Below are 14773 nucleotides of genomic sequence, written 5' to 3' on the forward strand. Positions count from 1 at the left end.
TTATGCGTATAAAGAAAACCTTCAGTTTGTCCTCTGCATTTGCAGCCACCGTGCTGGGCCTGGCCGTAGCCACGGCCTCAGTATCGGCCCAGGCACAATCTGAACCTGTTCCTGCCATCAGCGGACCGGCTATCTCGGTCGAGCCCCTGGTCAGTGGGCTGGAACACCCTTGGGCCATGGCATTTTTGCCCAATAATGCCGGCATTCTGATTACCGAACGCCCAGGCCGCCTGCGTGTTTGGACTCAAGAAAGCGGTTTGTCCGAACCGATTGCCGGTGTGCCTAAAGTCCATGCGCAATCCCAGGGTGGTTTGCTGGATGTGGCTCTGGCCCCGGATTTTTTCCGTAGCCGCCGTATTTATCTGGCTTATGCCGAGCGCCGCGACAAACAGAACTCGGCCACCACCGTCGGTTATGGCGTGCTGTCGTCGGACTTGAAACGCATCGACGCCTTCCGCCCGATTTTCCGTCAGGAGCCTGCCTTGTCCACGGGGCAGCACTATGGTGTGCGCATGGCCTTTGATCCCGGTGGACGAGACCTGTATATCGCCCTGGGCGAGAACAATCAGCCGGCCACGGCTCAGCAACTGGATCACCTGCAAGGTAAAGTCGTGCGTATCCGCCCGGATGGCATTGTGCCGCGCGACAATCCTTTCCGCAGTCAACGTGGTGCCAGAGCGGAAATCTGGAGCTATGGCCACCGCAACCCGCAAGGCATGGCCTGGAACCCTTGGACAAACGAGTTGTGGGTGGCTGAACATGGCCCGCAAGGCGGCGATGAACTGAACCGGATTCAAGCCGGCGCCAACTATGGCTGGCCCTTGCGTACCGAAGGGCAAGGCTATGACGGCAAACCCATTCCCACCGCCAGCCCCACACCGCTTGAGGGGCTGACCGAGCCTTTCCACTACTGGTCAGTCTCGCCCGCCATCAGCGGCATGGCTTTCTATAACAACGAACGCGTCCCGGACTGGCAGCACAGCCTGTTTGTAGGTGCCTTGAAAGAACAAGCCTTGATTCGTCTGGAATTTGACGAAGAGGACGGCCACATCGTCGGTGAAGAGCGCTTGCTGCAAGACTTGAAGCAGCGTATCCGAGATGTGCGTGTCGGGCCGGATGGCGATGTTTATGTGCTGACCGACGAAAGCAACGGCCAGCTACTGCGCATTCAGCCCAAGTCCTGAAGCTTTAAACAGGTTTGCGACTGCGCGTCGCAATAAAACTGGGCAGGTATTTCTCGATCTCAAAGCGTGGGGCGGGGTGCATTTCTTCGATGTAATCGACCAGATACAAACCCGCTTCCAGCTGCCCGCCAATCTGCTGCGCCAAGGAGTGCCCAAAAATCAAAGGCTCCATGCGTGCCCGCTTAGCTTGCCGTGCTTCGGCGTCCAGGCTGCTCAAATCCGAGTAAGGCACCGTGAATTTGGGGCGAATCAAACCTTGCTGGGCGTAACTAGGATCTCGATCCGCAATAAACACAGCCGGATTAAAGAAGCTGGACAGCAAATGCCCACCCGGACGCAGAACACGAGCGCATTCTTTCCAGACCAGGCTGATATCAGGCACATACTGGTTAGAGACCGGGTGCAAGATCAGATCAAAACTCTCGGTCCCAAAGCGCGACAAATCGCACATATCACCTTGTTCGATCTGCAAGGACAAGCCATCACGCTCGGCCACCATACGGTCTTTATCCAGCTGTCCGGCCGACAGATCAAATACCGTTACCGAGGCCCCGGCAGCGGCCAGAATGGGGGCTTGCTGCCCACCCGCACTGGCCAGGCACAGAACGGATTTGCCTTGAACATCACCTAACCAATCCGCAGGAACAGGCGAGGGCAGCAAATGCACTTGCCATTGCCCGCGACGGGCTTGTTCAACCTGCTCGCTGCTGACAGGCAAGGACCAGGGGCTTTCTGTTTGCGCTTGTTTGTCCCAGGCGCGGGCATTGTGATCGAGTAAAGAGGGATCTGACATAAGTAGTTCTTTTATAGTCACTATCACTGTATTGAAACACAGCCCTATCTTGCCCGGCGGCGAACTGGCGATTTTTTTATACCCTCAAGCTCTAAAGAGAACGCCAATCCTCGGTTTAAGACTATAAAAAAGGCCGTCTCAAGGACGGCCTGTACAGACTGAACAGTCAGCTCAATTACTTGATCAAGGTTACTGGCACATTCACCAGGCTCAGCACCTTGGTCGTGACCGAACCCAGAACCAGGCCGGGCAGGGCGCTCAGGCCGCGCGTACCCATCACAATGTGATCGATCTGGTTCTTCTCTACATAGTCTTTGATCGTTTGGGCGGCATTACCGGCAATAATGCTTTCCTTGATTTTCAGGGGAGAGCCGGCGAGCACGGAACGAGCAGGCAGGAGCGCATTGCTGCCTTCGTCCTGGTAGTAAGCCTGCAGCACATCTTCCGAGAAAAAGCGTTTGACGTTACCCGACACGATCGGAGTAGGAACAGCCAGCACGTGCAAAGTGGCTTCTGGTTTGCCCGTTAGGATGTCCACGGCGGTTTTCAAAGCACGAGTGGAAGCATCAGACCCATCGACAGGAACGAGAACATTAAGCATGAAGACCTCTTGTAGTGTGTGAACTGTTTAAGTATGAAGCAATAACTTCTACTAGGACATTACAGAATAAGCGCGCAGACCAGCTTGATCAGTATCAAGCCCCACCGCTATTTGCTAAAGGCTGTTCTATCATAACCGTATGATCTCGGTGTGGATGCCACATCACCCCGTTTATGTGCGGAAAAAAACAAGCGCCACATCCCTTCTTCCCACCATTCCTTGTGCCCGTTTTTCTTAGGAGATATCCCTCATGAGCTTGAAGCAGCTACTGGTCTGTACGACCTTGTTCAGTGCCGGTTTCAGCGCCCAGGCAGCCGAAGCCGGCTTTGACTCGGTCAAGGATGTGCTGACCAGAAATGCTTGTTTGTCCTGTCATACCGTAGACAGAAAAGTGGTCGGTCCCGCCTATAAGGACATAGCCAACATGCGCAAGGACGATCCAGCCAACGCTGAAGTCATTGCCCAGCATATCCGTCAAGGCAGCAAGGGCGTCTATGGACCGCTGCCCATGCCTGCGAATGCAGCCATTTCTGATGCCGACATCAAGGCGGTGGTGGATTGGATCATGGCGGGTGCGCCAAAACAGTAAGCAGTGTGTTTACACAATGGGAAACGGTCATCCAGGGATGGCCGTTTTTATTGGCTGTTCATCTGTGCCATCGGGACATGGATTTTAGAAAAAACATCTTCAACACGCCCATCCATATGAATGCACGGCTGCTCGTTCGACTCGACAGGCAAGGTTTGGGTCTGAGCAAAAAAGCGGGCAGGGGTGGTACCCACCGTACGACGAAACATGGTGATAAAGGCACTCAAGCTTTCATAGCCCAAATCTTGAGCGGTTGCGGTCACCGATGTTCCGTTCGCCAGTTTCTGCAGGGCAATGGAACTATCCCATTGTTGCAGCCAGCGCCCAAAAGACATGCCTGTTTCGCGTAAAAATAGCCGTCCCAAGGTACGCGTACTGACTCCAATCAATGCCCCCCATTGCTCCATGCTCAACTTCAGGCCGGGGTTTTGTGCCAAATGATCGATCAGCCTTTTCAAACGACGGTCCCCAGGCATGGGTAAATGCAGGGATTTTTGAGGACTCAGGGCCAATTCATCCATCAGCACCGCGATCAAACGAGCATGGCGCAGCTCGCTCCCCGGCAGGTGCTCGCCAGACTGTACCAGTCTCAGAATCAACTCCCGCAACAAGGGACGGGTGAACAGAATCCCACATGCCTCCAGATGGGCAGGGGGCTGAGCCTCAATGTACAGATTCGCGATACTGGCTTGCTGGGTAGCTCGAGCAAAATGCATCACATCAGCCGGTATCCAGATCGCGCACTGAGGGGGCACCGCCCACACCCCTTGTTCGGTCTGTACAGACATGAATCCTTTCAGAACGTACAGTAGCTGGTGTTTGCGATGCTTGTGAGGCTCAGTGTCTCCCACAAAGGCCAGCTCTACCTGTAACCCCGTCACAGGTAAAGCGACCTGATCCAGATAGGCCTGGACAGTAACAATGGCATCTTTCATTCAAGGGTCGCAGGCGTGCTTGAAACAGCTGAAGCTACGCCCTTAAAAAAGCCGAAAAAAATACCGTAACACAGCGCTGGGCTGCAAAATTGCGGCTAACAGCCAGTTTCTATCGCATTCCGGCCAAAATAAAGTCGAATCTTGTGCCTACAAGAGCACGCCGCCGTCTGCCCGTAGCACGCGCCGCGCAAAATTTGCAAAGCTCAGCGCCAATACCTTGGGTTTAAGCAAGAAATCCCGAGACTCTCGTGCCAGCTCTGGCTTAATGTGCCTGATGGTACCCATGGCCCTGGCGTTCAATTGCATTTGTGCCGCGTGCTCCATCCACACCGCTAACAGGCACGCTTCCTCAATACTGCGTCCAGCCGTCAACAAACCATGATGGGCCAGCAAAATGGCATGTCGGTTGCCCATTGCTTGCGAAATGATCTGCCCCTCTTCATCCCCAATGGGCAAGCCAGGCCAATCCGGAAGAAACGCACAGTTTTCGAAAAGAGGAGTGGCGTCCATATGAGCCACGGCCAATGGCTCTCCCGTCATGGATAAAGCAGCACATGCCGGCGGATGTGTATGGACAATCGCTTGAACATCAGGGCGATTGGCATAAATCCAGGCATGAAAACGTACCCCAGGATTGGGCATGGCGCTCCGTCCCCGAGGCTGTAGCTGTTGATCGACCTGCACCAAGGAACTGGCACAAGCTTCGTCAAAGCCAATCCCAAAACCCAGCGTCAACATATCCGTGCTATCCGGTGACAAGCGAGCCGTAATTTGCCCCGCCAAACCGCGCCAATGCCCCTCATCAAAAAGAATGCGACACGCCAGGGCCAACTTCTCCCGCTGAGTCCATGAGCCGGTATTCAACTCTCCCATTTCCTGGTTCACCTGGGCGGCAATCTGATTTTTCTCTTGAATTTTCATAGTCCATATCTTGTTGTACAGGCCAAAATAGCAGGACGGCTACCCGTGACAGGCAGCCGGTCAAACCATGCACCTTAAATCGTTGCCACCACCTGAACTTCCACCAAAAACCCCTCGGCAAACAGCGACTGCACGCCCACAAGCGTACTGGTTGGCGGGATGGAGCCTGCCGGCCTTGCCTGAGTCAAGGCTTGAACCAGCTGCGCTGTATGTTCAGTGCAATCACCAACGATATAGATCGTCTCGCTGATCACCTCGGAACGGCAGGTACCTGCAGCCTGGAGCACGATATCGATATTGCTGTAGGCACGCTCGAACTGGGCAAAGAGATCACCGGCTACCAAATGGCCATTTTCATCCCAGGATAGCTGTCCCGAGGTATAGACCAAACCAGCCTTATTCAGAACAATGCCGTGAGACACCACCCCAGGCAGCTTGGGCAAATTGTCAGGGTTAATTGCTTGTTTGTTCTGCATTCATATGCTCCTTTTGCGGGTCTTGGGCTGCTATGCCCAGGCCCGGATTGATATTGATAACCTTGGCCTGGGTAAACTCCAGCAGCCCCTCCGCGCCCAATTCAATGCCAAAGCCTGACTGCTTACTGCCGCACTGAGGGATATGCGGCCCCAAGTCAATGTGCTGATTGATCCAAACCGTACCCGCTTGCAACTGATCGGCCACTCCTCTGGCTCGCTCCAGATCGGACGCCCATACCGAGGCACCCAGGCCAAAAGGGCTGCGATTAGCCATGGCAATCGCTTGCTCCACGTTGCTGTAGCGAATAACAGGCAAGACCGGGCCAAACTGCTCCTCATCCACCAGACGAGTACCGTCTTCAATGTCCAGCACCAGAGTAGGGGGCAGAAAATAACCGGCCCCCTCCGGCACCGTACCCGCACTTAGAACCCGCCCATGCTGTCGGGCGTCCTCCAGGAGGGACTTCACCTTCTGAAACTGCTGCTGGTTCTGCAAGGGTCCCAGCGTTGTCTGTGAATCCAGACCATCTCCCAGTACCAGGCGCTGACAATGACTCCATAGCTCATGACTCAAGGCCTCGTAGAGCGAATCAGGAACATAGAGACGTTTCAAGGCGATGCAGGCCTGCCCACTGTTAAAGAAAGCGGCTCGCACAATACCGGGGGCGATCTGCTTGGGGTCAGCATCATCAAGCACAATCCCGGGGTCATTGCCTCCTAGTTCCAAGGTCAAGCGTTTCAAGGATTTGGCTGCATTAGCCATGACCTTGTAACCAGTTGCGGTAGAGCCGGTAAAAGAAATCTTGGCGACCTGAGGGTGGCTGCTCAGCGCATCACCCAGATCGTTATGATCCGTGACGATGTTCACAACCCCCGCAGGCAAGGCATCGACAATAAGCTCACCCAGTTTCAAGGTGGTCAGCGGCGTGGTCGCCGCCGGTTTGATAACCACCGTATTACCGGCCAACAAGGCGTGAGGCACTTTGAAGGCCAACAGCATCAAGGGGAAATTCCAGGGCGTAATCACGGCCACTACGCCCAAAGGCTGGCGTTGCAGATAAGCGTGTCTGTTCGTGCTCTCTTCCAAGGTCTGCGTCTCTATGCGGCACTGAGCGACATACCGAAAAAACGCGGCAGTGCCTTGCACTTCAGCCTGAGCATCCCGCACGGGTTTGCCTTGTTCCTGGGTCAGGAGATGCGCCAATTCCAGGCAGTGTTCCTCAATAAGATCGGCAATCCTCAAAATCAGGGCGCGCCGTGTCTGCATGGTGCTCCGGGACCAAGCAGGAAAACTGCGGCTGGCCGCGTTAATTGCCTGTTCCATTTGCCGGAGCGAGGCTCGTGGACTATGAGCAAAAGGCTGCCCCGTACTGGGGTTGATGACAGCCATGGTTTGTTCGCCATCCACCAAGGCACCGTCAATCAACATTCTGAACGTGGATGTTTGACTATTCATCGGCCAGCCTCTCGGTGGTTTCCAGCGCATGAGACGCAGTCTGAAAAGGCGTTAAAGCGTGTCGCATTGCCAAACGCAGGCGAGTGGCGTCTTGCTCATTGCTGGCCCAGGCGATATAGCCATCAGGCCGAATCAGCACAGCAGTCACGTGCTCCCAACCCTCACTGCGAACGGCCAGCGAGCTCCGATACAACACAGCCTTCAGGCCCTCCGGGCATTCCAGCTCATCGTTGTCATGCCCACTCACCTCCAGCATCACGTAGTGCCCCTGTTCCAGGAGGCCAAAAAGACTTTGTCCGCCAACCAGATCCTGATCCGCTGCACGCCGCCCCACCAAGGCATGGTCACCCGGCACGGTTGATGGATACAGCACACTCAGGCCAGACAGCCTCTCGGCCAATGTTTTCTCCAAAGCAGGGGACTGCTTGATGAGCTTGTTCAAAAAGGAACGTAATTCCATACCCTCAACAGAGAAACAGCTCATCAAGGCAGTCTGTGCCTGGGTGTGCTCCAGCAAATCCTGGCCAACGGGGTAACGCTCCTGATGGTAGCTATCAAGCAAAGAGTGCGGCATCCAGCCATTGATCACGGCAGCCAGCTTCCAGCCCAGATTCATGGCATCCTGAATCCCGATATTCAGCCCCACACCCCCGGCTGGCATATGCTGGTGGGCGGCGTCACCCGCCAAGAAAACCCGATTTTTACGGTAGCTCTCGGCCTGGCGGCTGGTATTGCTATAGCGAGACAGCCAGGACGGACTGTGCAATCCAAAATCGGTTCCAAAGACGGCCCGGACTTTTTCGCGTAGCTCTTCCAAAGGCAAATCACCCGGCCATGAACGATTCACGTCGTCCGGCGACAGCCCGACCAAACGATGCTGGCCGTCCGGCAACTTCGCCACCATGGCCGTCCCATTCAGCCCCCACTCACCAATCATGACGCCCTCGGGCGGGTCGGTCAGCATGGCGTCTCCCAGCCAGCCCAAGACCGTGGCATCTGTTCCAGGAAACGCAATCCCGGCCTGTTGACGCACTGTGCTGCGCGTCCCATCGCAGCCCACCAGCCATTGCGCTGTAGCGACATACTGCTCTAGCTGGCTGTTTTCAATCCAAACCGAGACCCCCTCCGGGTTCTGTTCAAAGCGGCATACTTTCTCGGACCGGCGGATATCCGCGCCCAAGGAGCGCGCACGCTCCTGCAAGATAGCGGTAATGCGCGCCTGGGGAATAGCCAGCGTATAGTCAAAGCGAGTGTCCAACTGCTTGAAGTCCAGACGATGCTCAAAGACGGCAAAATGTCCGCTAGGAATACGCACCGCCTGCGCCAGCATCTCGTGGTGTGCGCCACGCATGGCAAAGACTTCAATGGTTCGCGGATGAATCGTCAGAGCCCGAGATTGAGGACTGATAGTGGCCGTTTGTTCAATCAGCAAGGTCTGCACACCCGCAAGCTGTAACTCGCAGGCCAACCAGCAGCCAACCGGGCCGGCGCCCGAAATAATGACTTGATGTTCCACTGATGTCTCCTCGTTTTTTATGTAATCGTGGAGACATCATTGTTGAGGAAAGGCTGTCCGTCGGGATGCGCATAACGGACGAGTTCTAGCCTGAAACGGCCAAAAAAAACCTGGCTTGTCACAAAGCCAGGCTATTTCTACCGATACGAGCTGCTACTCAGGATGCCTCATTTCGCTTCATCTTTTGGGCGTACCGCACAGGCTGAAAGCTCCAGGCCATGATGGCCACCAATACCGCCATTGCCGCATGCAACATCCAGCCTGCCTGAAAGCCATTACTCATTTCACGCAACTGTACGCTGATCATGGGAAAGAGGGCGGCAATCGGAAAGCCACCGCCTTGCATCAAGGCACTCAAGGTCCCGGCACGGGCTGCATCTGGAAAGTGGTCCAGAGCCACCAACAGCAGCAAGGAAAAGCAGCCGCCCAAGCCGATGCCGATAATAATCGCCCACAGATAGGGGGCCATATCGGGAATATAGGCAAAGGCCAGGAAGCCCACGAACTGACACGCCAGCGCCAGCCATACCCACATGCGGCGATCTTTATTCTTGGCCGCCAAGGTAGGCAAGCCAAAGGCGGCAATGGCTTGTGCCACCGACAGGACCGCCACCAGGCTACCGCTGGCTTCAGCCGTCCAGCCCCGGTCTTGATAGAACGTCGCCAGCCAGGTCACCAAAGAGGCATAGCCGCCATTGATCAGGCCAAAACACACAATCAAGGTCCAGGTGCGAGGACGAGCCAGCAAGGACAAGGACGGAGGCGACAAATTCGCGCCCGGAGCTTCACGCGGCACCACTTTCCAGGCAATCCACAAGGCCACGCTGATCGGCAAGGCCCAGAAAGCCAGCGCGATACGCCAGCTGTCCGTCAAGGAGCTGACCCACGGCGTAATCTGCGCACCCAAAGCACCCCCACCCATCAAGGTCGCGGAGTAAACCCCGGTGACCTGAGCGATATGGCGCGGAAACTGTTCCTTGATCAAACCGGGCATCCCCGCTTGCAGCAAGGACACGCCCAAACCACAGATCAGCGCTGTTGCAATCAGGCTGGCCCCATTAGGCACAAACCAGCGCAGCACACAGCCCAGACACAGCAAGAGCAAGGATGTAATCAAGACATGGCGCAGTGCCAGGACGCGCCGCAAGGAGGGCATGCAGAAAGCGCCCAGTCCCATCACCATCATGGGCAGCAAAGTCAGCCAGGCCAGGCTGCTCAAGGGCATGTTCAACCCTTGGGCCACCTGTCGTGCCAAGGTGCCGCTGGAGGTCAGAAAAGGACGCAGGTTCAAGCCGACCAGAATGACGAAAGCCAGCCACAAAGCTGGGCTGGCTTGAGCACCCGTCGACGACGGGGCAGTCTGAGTAGAAGACATAAAATCGTTATTGTTGTGATTAGAAGAAAAATGCAGCCGCCGAGTCGGCGACGTTTAAGGATTCGCGCCAGCCTGTTCCAGAATCTCGGCCATCTCAGTCTGGCTACGCTGGCGAGCCAGGCTCAAGGGACGCACTCCCTGACGATCCGGCAGATTCACATCCGCTCCGGCCTTGATCAGCAAACGCAGCACTTCCTGGTGGTCCGGCCCGCCATCAGAGAGCACAATCGCCTCATGCAAGGCAGTCCAGCCCAAGTAATTCACATGGTTAGGGTCGACCCCCGCCGCCAGTAAAAGGCGCACAACATCGACATAACCGTGCTCAGCCGCTGGAATCAGCGCCGTACCACCATAGCGGTTCACGCTACGCAGATCGGCTCCGTTCTCCAGAGTCATGCGCAGGATTTCCAGACGACCTTGTGCACCCGCGACCAAGTAAGGGCTGTCGTGAATGGAGTCGGCCTGATTGACATCCGCACCGGCACGTATCAACTGCCGGGCAATATCAATATGGTTTAACCAGGTTGCACGTAACAAGGGGCTTTGCCCTTGATCGTCGCTGACACTGACGCTGGCGCGAGCCCGCTTTTCTGAAAGAATCTCGCGCACTTTGGCGCTATCGCCTTGCTCTACCGCTTCCAGCAATACTGTTTGTGACCACACACTGCCACTCCCCAAGGCCAAACTCATCACCATTCCAGCCAGCAAGCTTTGCAGTACTACTTTCATGCGCTTCCCCCCGTCATGGCATTGGCCCCACAGGACCAAACGTTTATAAATAGCATAGATAGGCCTTGGGCAACACCGATTCATAAGCATACTGCTTATTTTCTTACGGATAAGCTTGACCGGCTGCGGCCACATCCAATTCGGGCTGAGACATCAATCTATCCAGCTCGCTACGCAGATAATTAAGGAACACGCGGGTCTTTTGCGGCATCAGACGCGAGGGGAGCAAAGCCAGAATAGGGAAAGGCGCAAACTCCCAATCCGGCAAGACACGCTCTAGGTGCGCGCAATCCGGATCCAATTTTCGCTCCAGCAAGGAAGAGGCGGTAATACCCAGGTCATGCACGGCCAGTTTGCGCATCATGATGGCGTTATTGACGGTAATGGAACCTTCCACAATCGCGTCATAGCGCTCCTGATTCGGCCCACGCAAGGACCAGACTCGATCCGAGCTGGCGGGGCGGGCACAGATACAAGTATGGCCTGCCAGTTCAGAAGGATGCTTGGGTCGCCCTTTGCGGTCCAGATAGTTGCGGGTGGCATACAGCCCCAGACGAATCTGTCCTAACATGGTGGCCACCGCGCTGGAGTCAGGCTGAGCACCCACACGGATGACGCAATCGTAGTTGTCGGCCTGCAAATCAATAGGCCGTATGGTCAGGTCAAACTCCAGCTCAATATCCGGGTACTGTTGATTAAAGCCCCGGATAATGGCGGGCATCAGCACAATGCTGAAACTGGCAGGCATGGAAACCCGTAAACGTCCTTTGGGGGTCTGAGCCACATCCAGCAATTGTTCATGAGCCAGACGAGCCTGTTCGACGACAGCCAGGCAGCGCTCGAAATACACTTGTCCCGCGTCGGTCACATCTACATTGCGCGTACTGCGTTTGAGCAGGGCCACACCCACTTCTTTTTCCAATTCGCGGATACGGCGTGACACGGTGGAAACCGGCATTCCCAGGGCTTGGGCAGCACGGCTAAAGTGGCGGGCACGAGCCACTTCCACGAAGATCGCGATGTCGTTGAGCAGGGGACCGGCGATAATGGTACTCATTTGAATTGTTCCATGAATGGAAATACGTTTGCAATATTAAGGGTTTTTACTAGGTTTAGAAAGGCTCATACTCCATCTAACGATTCGCTAAACACAACAGCGAACCACCGAAAAACACACCGTAGATTTGGAGTAAATAATGAAAAACATCGCACGCGCAACTATCGCCAGCCTGATTCTTGGTGCCACCGCTTTGAGCGGCACTGCAATGGCAGCTACCAACAATGTCGCTACCGGCGAAAACCTGAACTACCCAGCAATTGAATCGACCGACGCTCCTTTGAGCCGTCAGCAAGTCGTTCAAGAACTGGCTGCTGCTCAAGAGCAAGGCTACATTAGCACGGGTTCCATGGGCGACTACCCACGTATCGATACCCGCTCCGAGCTGAGCCGTGATCAGGTTGCCGCAGAAGCCAAAGACTGGAATAACAACAACGGCACCTTTGTTGCTTACTAAGCTGCTGATTGATCCCTAATTAGTCGTAGTTCCCCCTTGAAACGCCTCTTCGGAGGCGTTTTTTTTATCAGCTGTTGACCTTCCCATCGGGTCAAGCCCTAAAGTGGCTTCATTGACGATCCATTGAAGGGTGATTTCGATGACAAGCAGCGCTTCAAACAAGGGCTCACGCCTGACTTTAGATGTGGAAGGCATGACATGTGCTTCCTGCGTCAGTCGGGTTGAAAAGATTATTGGCAAAGTCCCCGGTGTGCAATCGGCCCAGGTAAATCTGGCCACCAACAAGGCTACCGTGGAATTTGAGGGTGCCGCCCCGGTCGACGCCATTATGCAGGCAGTGGAAAAGGGTGGTTACAAAATTTCCCAACAAGACATTGTGCTGGACGTGCAGGACATGACCTGCGCCTCCTGCGTGGGCCGCGTTGAAAAGGCCTTGCTGAAGGTACCGGGCGTACAAAAAGCCTCGGTCAATCTGGCAACCGCCAAAGCGCATGTGCAAGTGGCGCAGGGAGTGAAAGCTCCTGAGCTGATTCAGGCGGTAAGCAAAGCCGGCTATCCTGCCAGCCTTGCCGAAACGGCTGTTACGAATGACCAGTTCGAGCGTGCAGAACAAACCTACGAAACGCTGCGCAAGCGTTTCTGGCTGGCGACGGTGCTGGCCTTGCCCGTTTTCATTCTGGAAATGGGCGGCCATATGGTGCCTGCTTTCCATCATTGGGTAGCCAGCACCATAGGTACACAAAACAGCTGGCTGATCCAGTTCGTGCTGACCACGCTGGTTTTGCTGTTCCCAGGCCGCGAGTTCTACACCAAAGGGATTCCTGTTCTCTTGCGTGGTGGCCCGGACATGAACTCGCTGGTCGCTGTGGGCACCCTGGCGGCCTACAGCTTCTCGCTGGTGGCTACCTTTGCGCCACAGTGGCTGCCTTCCGAATCCGTCTACGTGTACTTTGAAGCTGCCGCTGTCATCGTCGCCCTGATTTTGCTGGGCCGTGTCATGGAAGCGCGCGCCAAAGGTCGTACGTCTGAAGCCATTCAACGCCTGCTCAGCCTGCAGCCGCCTACCGCTCGTGTACGCCGCGACGGTCAGGAAATTGAGTTGCCCCTGGCAGATCTGCATACGGGCGATGTCGTGCTGGTTCGTCCCGGCGAGCGTATCCCCGTTGATGGCGATGTTCTTGCCGGTCAGAGCTATGTGGATGAGTCCATGGTGACAGGCGAATCCATTGCCGTGTCCAAATCTCAGGGCGATAAAGTCATTGGTGGCACAGTAAACCAAAAAGGTTCGCTGGAATTTGAGGCTACCGCCGTGGGGCAGGACACCGTACTGGCCAATATTGTGTCCATGGTTGAGCAGGCCCAAGGCTCCAAGCTGCCTATTCAAGCCGTGGTCGACAAAATCACGCTGTGGTTTGTGCCCGCCGTCATGACACTGGCCGTCTTGACCGCCATTGTCTGGCTGATTTTTGGCCCATCGCCCGCATTGAGCTTTGCACTGGTCAATGCCGTCGCTGTGCTGATTATTGCTTGCCCATGTGCCATGGGTCTGGCCACGCCAACCTCCATCATGGTGGGGACGGGCCGAGCCGCACAGGCTGGCGTGCTGTTCCGTAAAGGGGACTCTCTGCAAGCACTGCGCGATGTAAAAGTCGTGGCCGTGGATAAAACAGGCACCCTGACCAAGGGCGCACCCGAACTGACCGATTTTGTCTGCGCACCCGGTGAGAACCAGGATCAGGCTTTGGCAGCGATTGCCGCTCTGGAAAACTACTCCGAGCATCCGATTGCCCAAGCCATTGTCAGCGCCGCCAAGGAAAAGCAAATCACCTTGCCCAAGGCTGAGCAGTTTGAGTCCCTGACAGGCCTGGGTGTCACCGCCCAAATCGGAACTGACCAATGGCATGTGGGTGCAGATCGCCTGATGACGCAATTAGGGGCGGACCTGTCAGCCTTTACCGAGCAAGCCCAGACGCTGGCGCAGGACGGCAAAACTCCCATGTACGCCGCCCGCAACAAGCAGGTCATTGCCTTGCTGGCCGTGGCTGACCCCATCAAGGAAACCACGCCGCGCGCCATCGAGCAGTTGCATGCCCGTGGCATCAAGGTCGTCATGATTACCGGCGATAACCGCCACACAGCCAATGCCATTGCCCGCCGTCTCAATATTGATGAAGTGGTGGCGGAAGTCATGCCTGAAGGCAAGGTGCAAGCGGTTCAGGCCTTGCGCGATACCCATCAGCATCTGGCCTATGTCGGCGATGGCATCAACGATGCACCCGCTCTGGCTGTAGCAGACGTGGGGATTGCGATTGGCACCGGAACGGACATTGCCATTGAAGCGGCTGATGTAGTCTTGATGTCGGGCGATATGCAAGGCGTGGTCACCGCGATAGCCTTGTCCCACGCCACCATGCGCAATATCCGTCAAAACCTGTTCTGGGCCTTTGCCTATAACGTGGCACTGATTCCGGTAGCAGCAGGCGTGCTCTATCCCTTTAACGGCACTTTGCTCTCGCCCATGTTTGCCGCTGGCGCCATGGCCTTGTCCAGTGTCTTTGTGGTCAGCAATGCCTTGCGTTTGCGGCGGGTGAAACTGAACTAAGGTACCCGCACAACACGTTTCACTACAGCGCAGTAGAACCCGGTGTAAACCAAGGGGTTCTTTCAAGCAGAGAAAAAAATGC

At 55.7% G+C, this 14773-nt stretch carries 15 protein-coding genes; 4 read left to right on the forward strand and 11 right to left on the reverse strand.

The genetic code is table 11. The features are described from left to right. Window positions 1-2 precede the first annotated feature (2 nt). On the forward strand, window positions 3-1184 hold the full coding sequence (locus tag NIZ92_RS09865; protein ID WP_254001835.1) for a PQQ-dependent sugar dehydrogenase: 1182 nt from the start codon (window positions 3-5) through the stop codon (window positions 1182-1184). A 4-nt stretch (window positions 1185-1188) separates the two neighbouring features. Here the strand turns inward: NIZ92_RS09865 and NIZ92_RS09870 are convergent, their stop codons facing one another. Both NIZ92_RS09870 and NIZ92_RS09875 read right to left on the reverse strand, forming a co-directional pair. After that, window positions 1189-1977 (reverse strand): class I SAM-dependent methyltransferase, encoded by a 789-nt coding sequence (locus tag NIZ92_RS09870; RefSeq protein ID WP_254001836.1) that lies wholly within the window; start codon window positions 1975-1977, stop codon window positions 1189-1191. 175 nt (window positions 1978-2152) lie between these two features. Beyond that, window positions 2153-2578, reverse strand: coding sequence for a universal stress protein (locus NIZ92_RS09875; RefSeq protein ID WP_026482567.1), 426 nt, complete (start codon window positions 2576-2578; stop codon window positions 2153-2155). A 250-nt stretch (window positions 2579-2828) separates the two neighbouring features. On the opposite strand from NIZ92_RS09875, the gene NIZ92_RS09880 reads away from it, so the two are divergent. Beyond that, complete coding sequence (locus tag NIZ92_RS09880; RefSeq protein WP_254001837.1) at window positions 2829-3167, forward strand: c-type cytochrome; 339 nt, start codon at window positions 2829-2831, stop codon at window positions 3165-3167. A gap of 47 nt (window positions 3168-3214) precedes the next feature. On the opposite strand, the gene NIZ92_RS09885 is transcribed toward NIZ92_RS09880, so the two are convergent. The 8 genes from NIZ92_RS09885 to NIZ92_RS09920 all read right to left on the reverse strand — a co-directional run bounded on the left by NIZ92_RS09885 (window position 3215) and on the right by NIZ92_RS09920 (window position 11632). After that, complete coding sequence (locus NIZ92_RS09885) at window positions 3215-4102, reverse strand: helix-turn-helix domain-containing protein (protein ID WP_254001838.1); 888 nt, start codon at window positions 4100-4102, stop codon at window positions 3215-3217. Window positions 4103-4249: 147 nt separating this feature from the next. Next, the gene (locus tag NIZ92_RS09890; RefSeq protein WP_035271570.1) at window positions 4250-5023 is read right to left on the reverse strand and encodes an aldolase; all 774 of its coding nucleotides are present in this window, start codon (window positions 5021-5023) and stop codon (window positions 4250-4252) included. Window positions 5024-5097: 74 nt separating this feature from the next. Continuing rightward, entirely contained in the window at window positions 5098-5499 is a 402-nt protein-coding gene (locus tag NIZ92_RS09895) for a RidA family protein (RefSeq protein WP_035271572.1), read from the reverse strand. Next, entirely contained in the window at window positions 5477-6955 is a 1479-nt protein-coding gene (locus NIZ92_RS09900) for an aldehyde dehydrogenase family protein (RefSeq protein ID WP_254001839.1), read from the reverse strand. Before NIZ92_RS09900 ends, NIZ92_RS09895 begins: the two co-directional genes overlap by 23 nt. Then, window positions 6948-8471: an FAD-dependent monooxygenase gene (locus tag NIZ92_RS09905; RefSeq protein WP_254001840.1), complete on the reverse strand. Its 1524-nt coding sequence runs from the start codon at window positions 8469-8471 to the stop codon at window positions 6948-6950. Before NIZ92_RS09905 ends, NIZ92_RS09900 begins: the two co-directional genes overlap by 8 nt. 157 nt (window positions 8472-8628) lie before the next feature. Further along, the gene (locus NIZ92_RS09910) at window positions 8629-9846 is read right to left on the reverse strand and encodes a cyanate transporter (protein ID WP_254001841.1); all 1218 of its coding nucleotides are present in this window, start codon (window positions 9844-9846) and stop codon (window positions 8629-8631) included. A 54-nt stretch (window positions 9847-9900) separates the two neighbouring features. Beyond that, complete coding sequence (locus NIZ92_RS09915) at window positions 9901-10575, reverse strand: ankyrin repeat domain-containing protein (RefSeq protein ID WP_081055306.1); 675 nt, start codon at window positions 10573-10575, stop codon at window positions 9901-9903. Window positions 10576-10678: 103 nt separating this feature from the next. Then, window positions 10679-11632: a LysR family transcriptional regulator gene (locus tag NIZ92_RS09920; protein ID WP_026482563.1), complete on the reverse strand. Its 954-nt coding sequence runs from the start codon at window positions 11630-11632 to the stop codon at window positions 10679-10681. A gap of 139 nt (window positions 11633-11771) precedes the next feature. Between NIZ92_RS09920 and NIZ92_RS09925 the strand changes: the two genes are divergently transcribed. Next, window positions 11772-12089, forward strand: coding sequence for a DUF4148 domain-containing protein (locus tag NIZ92_RS09925; RefSeq protein ID WP_026482562.1), 318 nt, complete (start codon window positions 11772-11774; stop codon window positions 12087-12089). 15 nt (window positions 12090-12104) lie between these two features. Here the strand turns inward: NIZ92_RS09925 and NIZ92_RS09930 are convergent, their stop codons facing one another. Continuing rightward, a complete protein-coding gene (locus NIZ92_RS09930) occupies window positions 12105-12284 on the reverse strand; it encodes a hypothetical protein (RefSeq protein WP_021446589.1) in 180 nt (59 codons plus the stop codon). Here NIZ92_RS09930 and NIZ92_RS09935 point away from each other — a divergent pair. After that, window positions 12229-14691, forward strand: coding sequence for a heavy metal translocating P-type ATPase (locus NIZ92_RS09935; protein WP_254001842.1), 2463 nt, complete (start codon window positions 12229-12231; stop codon window positions 14689-14691). The genes NIZ92_RS09930 and NIZ92_RS09935 overlap by 56 nt on opposite strands. Window positions 14692-14773: the final 82 nt, after the last annotated feature.

The organism is Alcaligenes sp. 1735tsa3 (assembly GCF_024134565.1).
Lineage (GTDB): Bacteria > Pseudomonadota > Gammaproteobacteria > Burkholderiales > Burkholderiaceae_B > Alcaligenes > Alcaligenes phenolicus.

Bases quoted from the DNA above. Each gene is read 5' to 3' on its own strand.
- NIZ92_RS09865 (WP_254001835.1), top strand. From the start codon at position 3: ATGCGTATAAAGAAAACCTTCAGTTTGTCCTCTGCATTTGCAGCCACC.
- NIZ92_RS09870 (WP_254001836.1), bottom strand. From the start codon at position 1,977: ATGTCAGATCCCTCTTTACTCGATCACAATGCCCGCGCCTGGGACAAA.
- NIZ92_RS09875 (WP_026482567.1), bottom strand. From the start codon at position 2,578: ATGCTTAATGTTCTCGTTCCTGTCGATGGGTCTGATGCTTCCACTCGT.
- NIZ92_RS09880 (WP_254001837.1), top strand. From the start codon at position 2,829: ATGAGCTTGAAGCAGCTACTGGTCTGTACGACCTTGTTCAGTGCCGGT.
- NIZ92_RS09885 (WP_254001838.1), bottom strand. From the start codon at position 4,102: ATGAAAGATGCCATTGTTACTGTCCAGGCCTATCTGGATCAGGTCGCT.
- NIZ92_RS09890 (WP_035271570.1), bottom strand. From the start codon at position 5,023: ATGAAAATTCAAGAGAAAAATCAGATTGCCGCCCAGGTGAACCAGGAA.
- NIZ92_RS09895 (WP_035271572.1), bottom strand. From the start codon at position 5,499: ATGCAGAACAAACAAGCAATTAACCCTGACAATTTGCCCAAGCTGCCT.
- NIZ92_RS09900 (WP_254001839.1), bottom strand. From the start codon at position 6,955: ATGAATAGTCAAACATCCACGTTCAGAATGTTGATTGACGGTGCCTTG.
- NIZ92_RS09910 (WP_254001841.1), bottom strand. From the start codon at position 9,846: ATGTCTTCTACTCAGACTGCCCCGTCGTCGACGGGTGCTCAAGCCAGC.
- NIZ92_RS09915 (WP_081055306.1), bottom strand. From the start codon at position 10,575: ATGAAAGTAGTACTGCAAAGCTTGCTGGCTGGAATGGTGATGAGTTTG.
- NIZ92_RS09920 (WP_026482563.1), bottom strand. From the start codon at position 11,632: ATGAGTACCATTATCGCCGGTCCCCTGCTCAACGACATCGCGATCTTC.
- NIZ92_RS09925 (WP_026482562.1), top strand. From the start codon at position 11,772: ATGAAAAACATCGCACGCGCAACTATCGCCAGCCTGATTCTTGGTGCC.
- NIZ92_RS09935 (WP_254001842.1), top strand. From the start codon at position 12,229: ATGACAAGCAGCGCTTCAAACAAGGGCTCACGCCTGACTTTAGATGTG.
- NIZ92_RS09930 (WP_021446589.1), bottom strand. From the start codon at position 12,284: ATGCCTTCCACATCTAAAGTCAGGCGTGAGCCCTTGTTTGAAGCGCTG.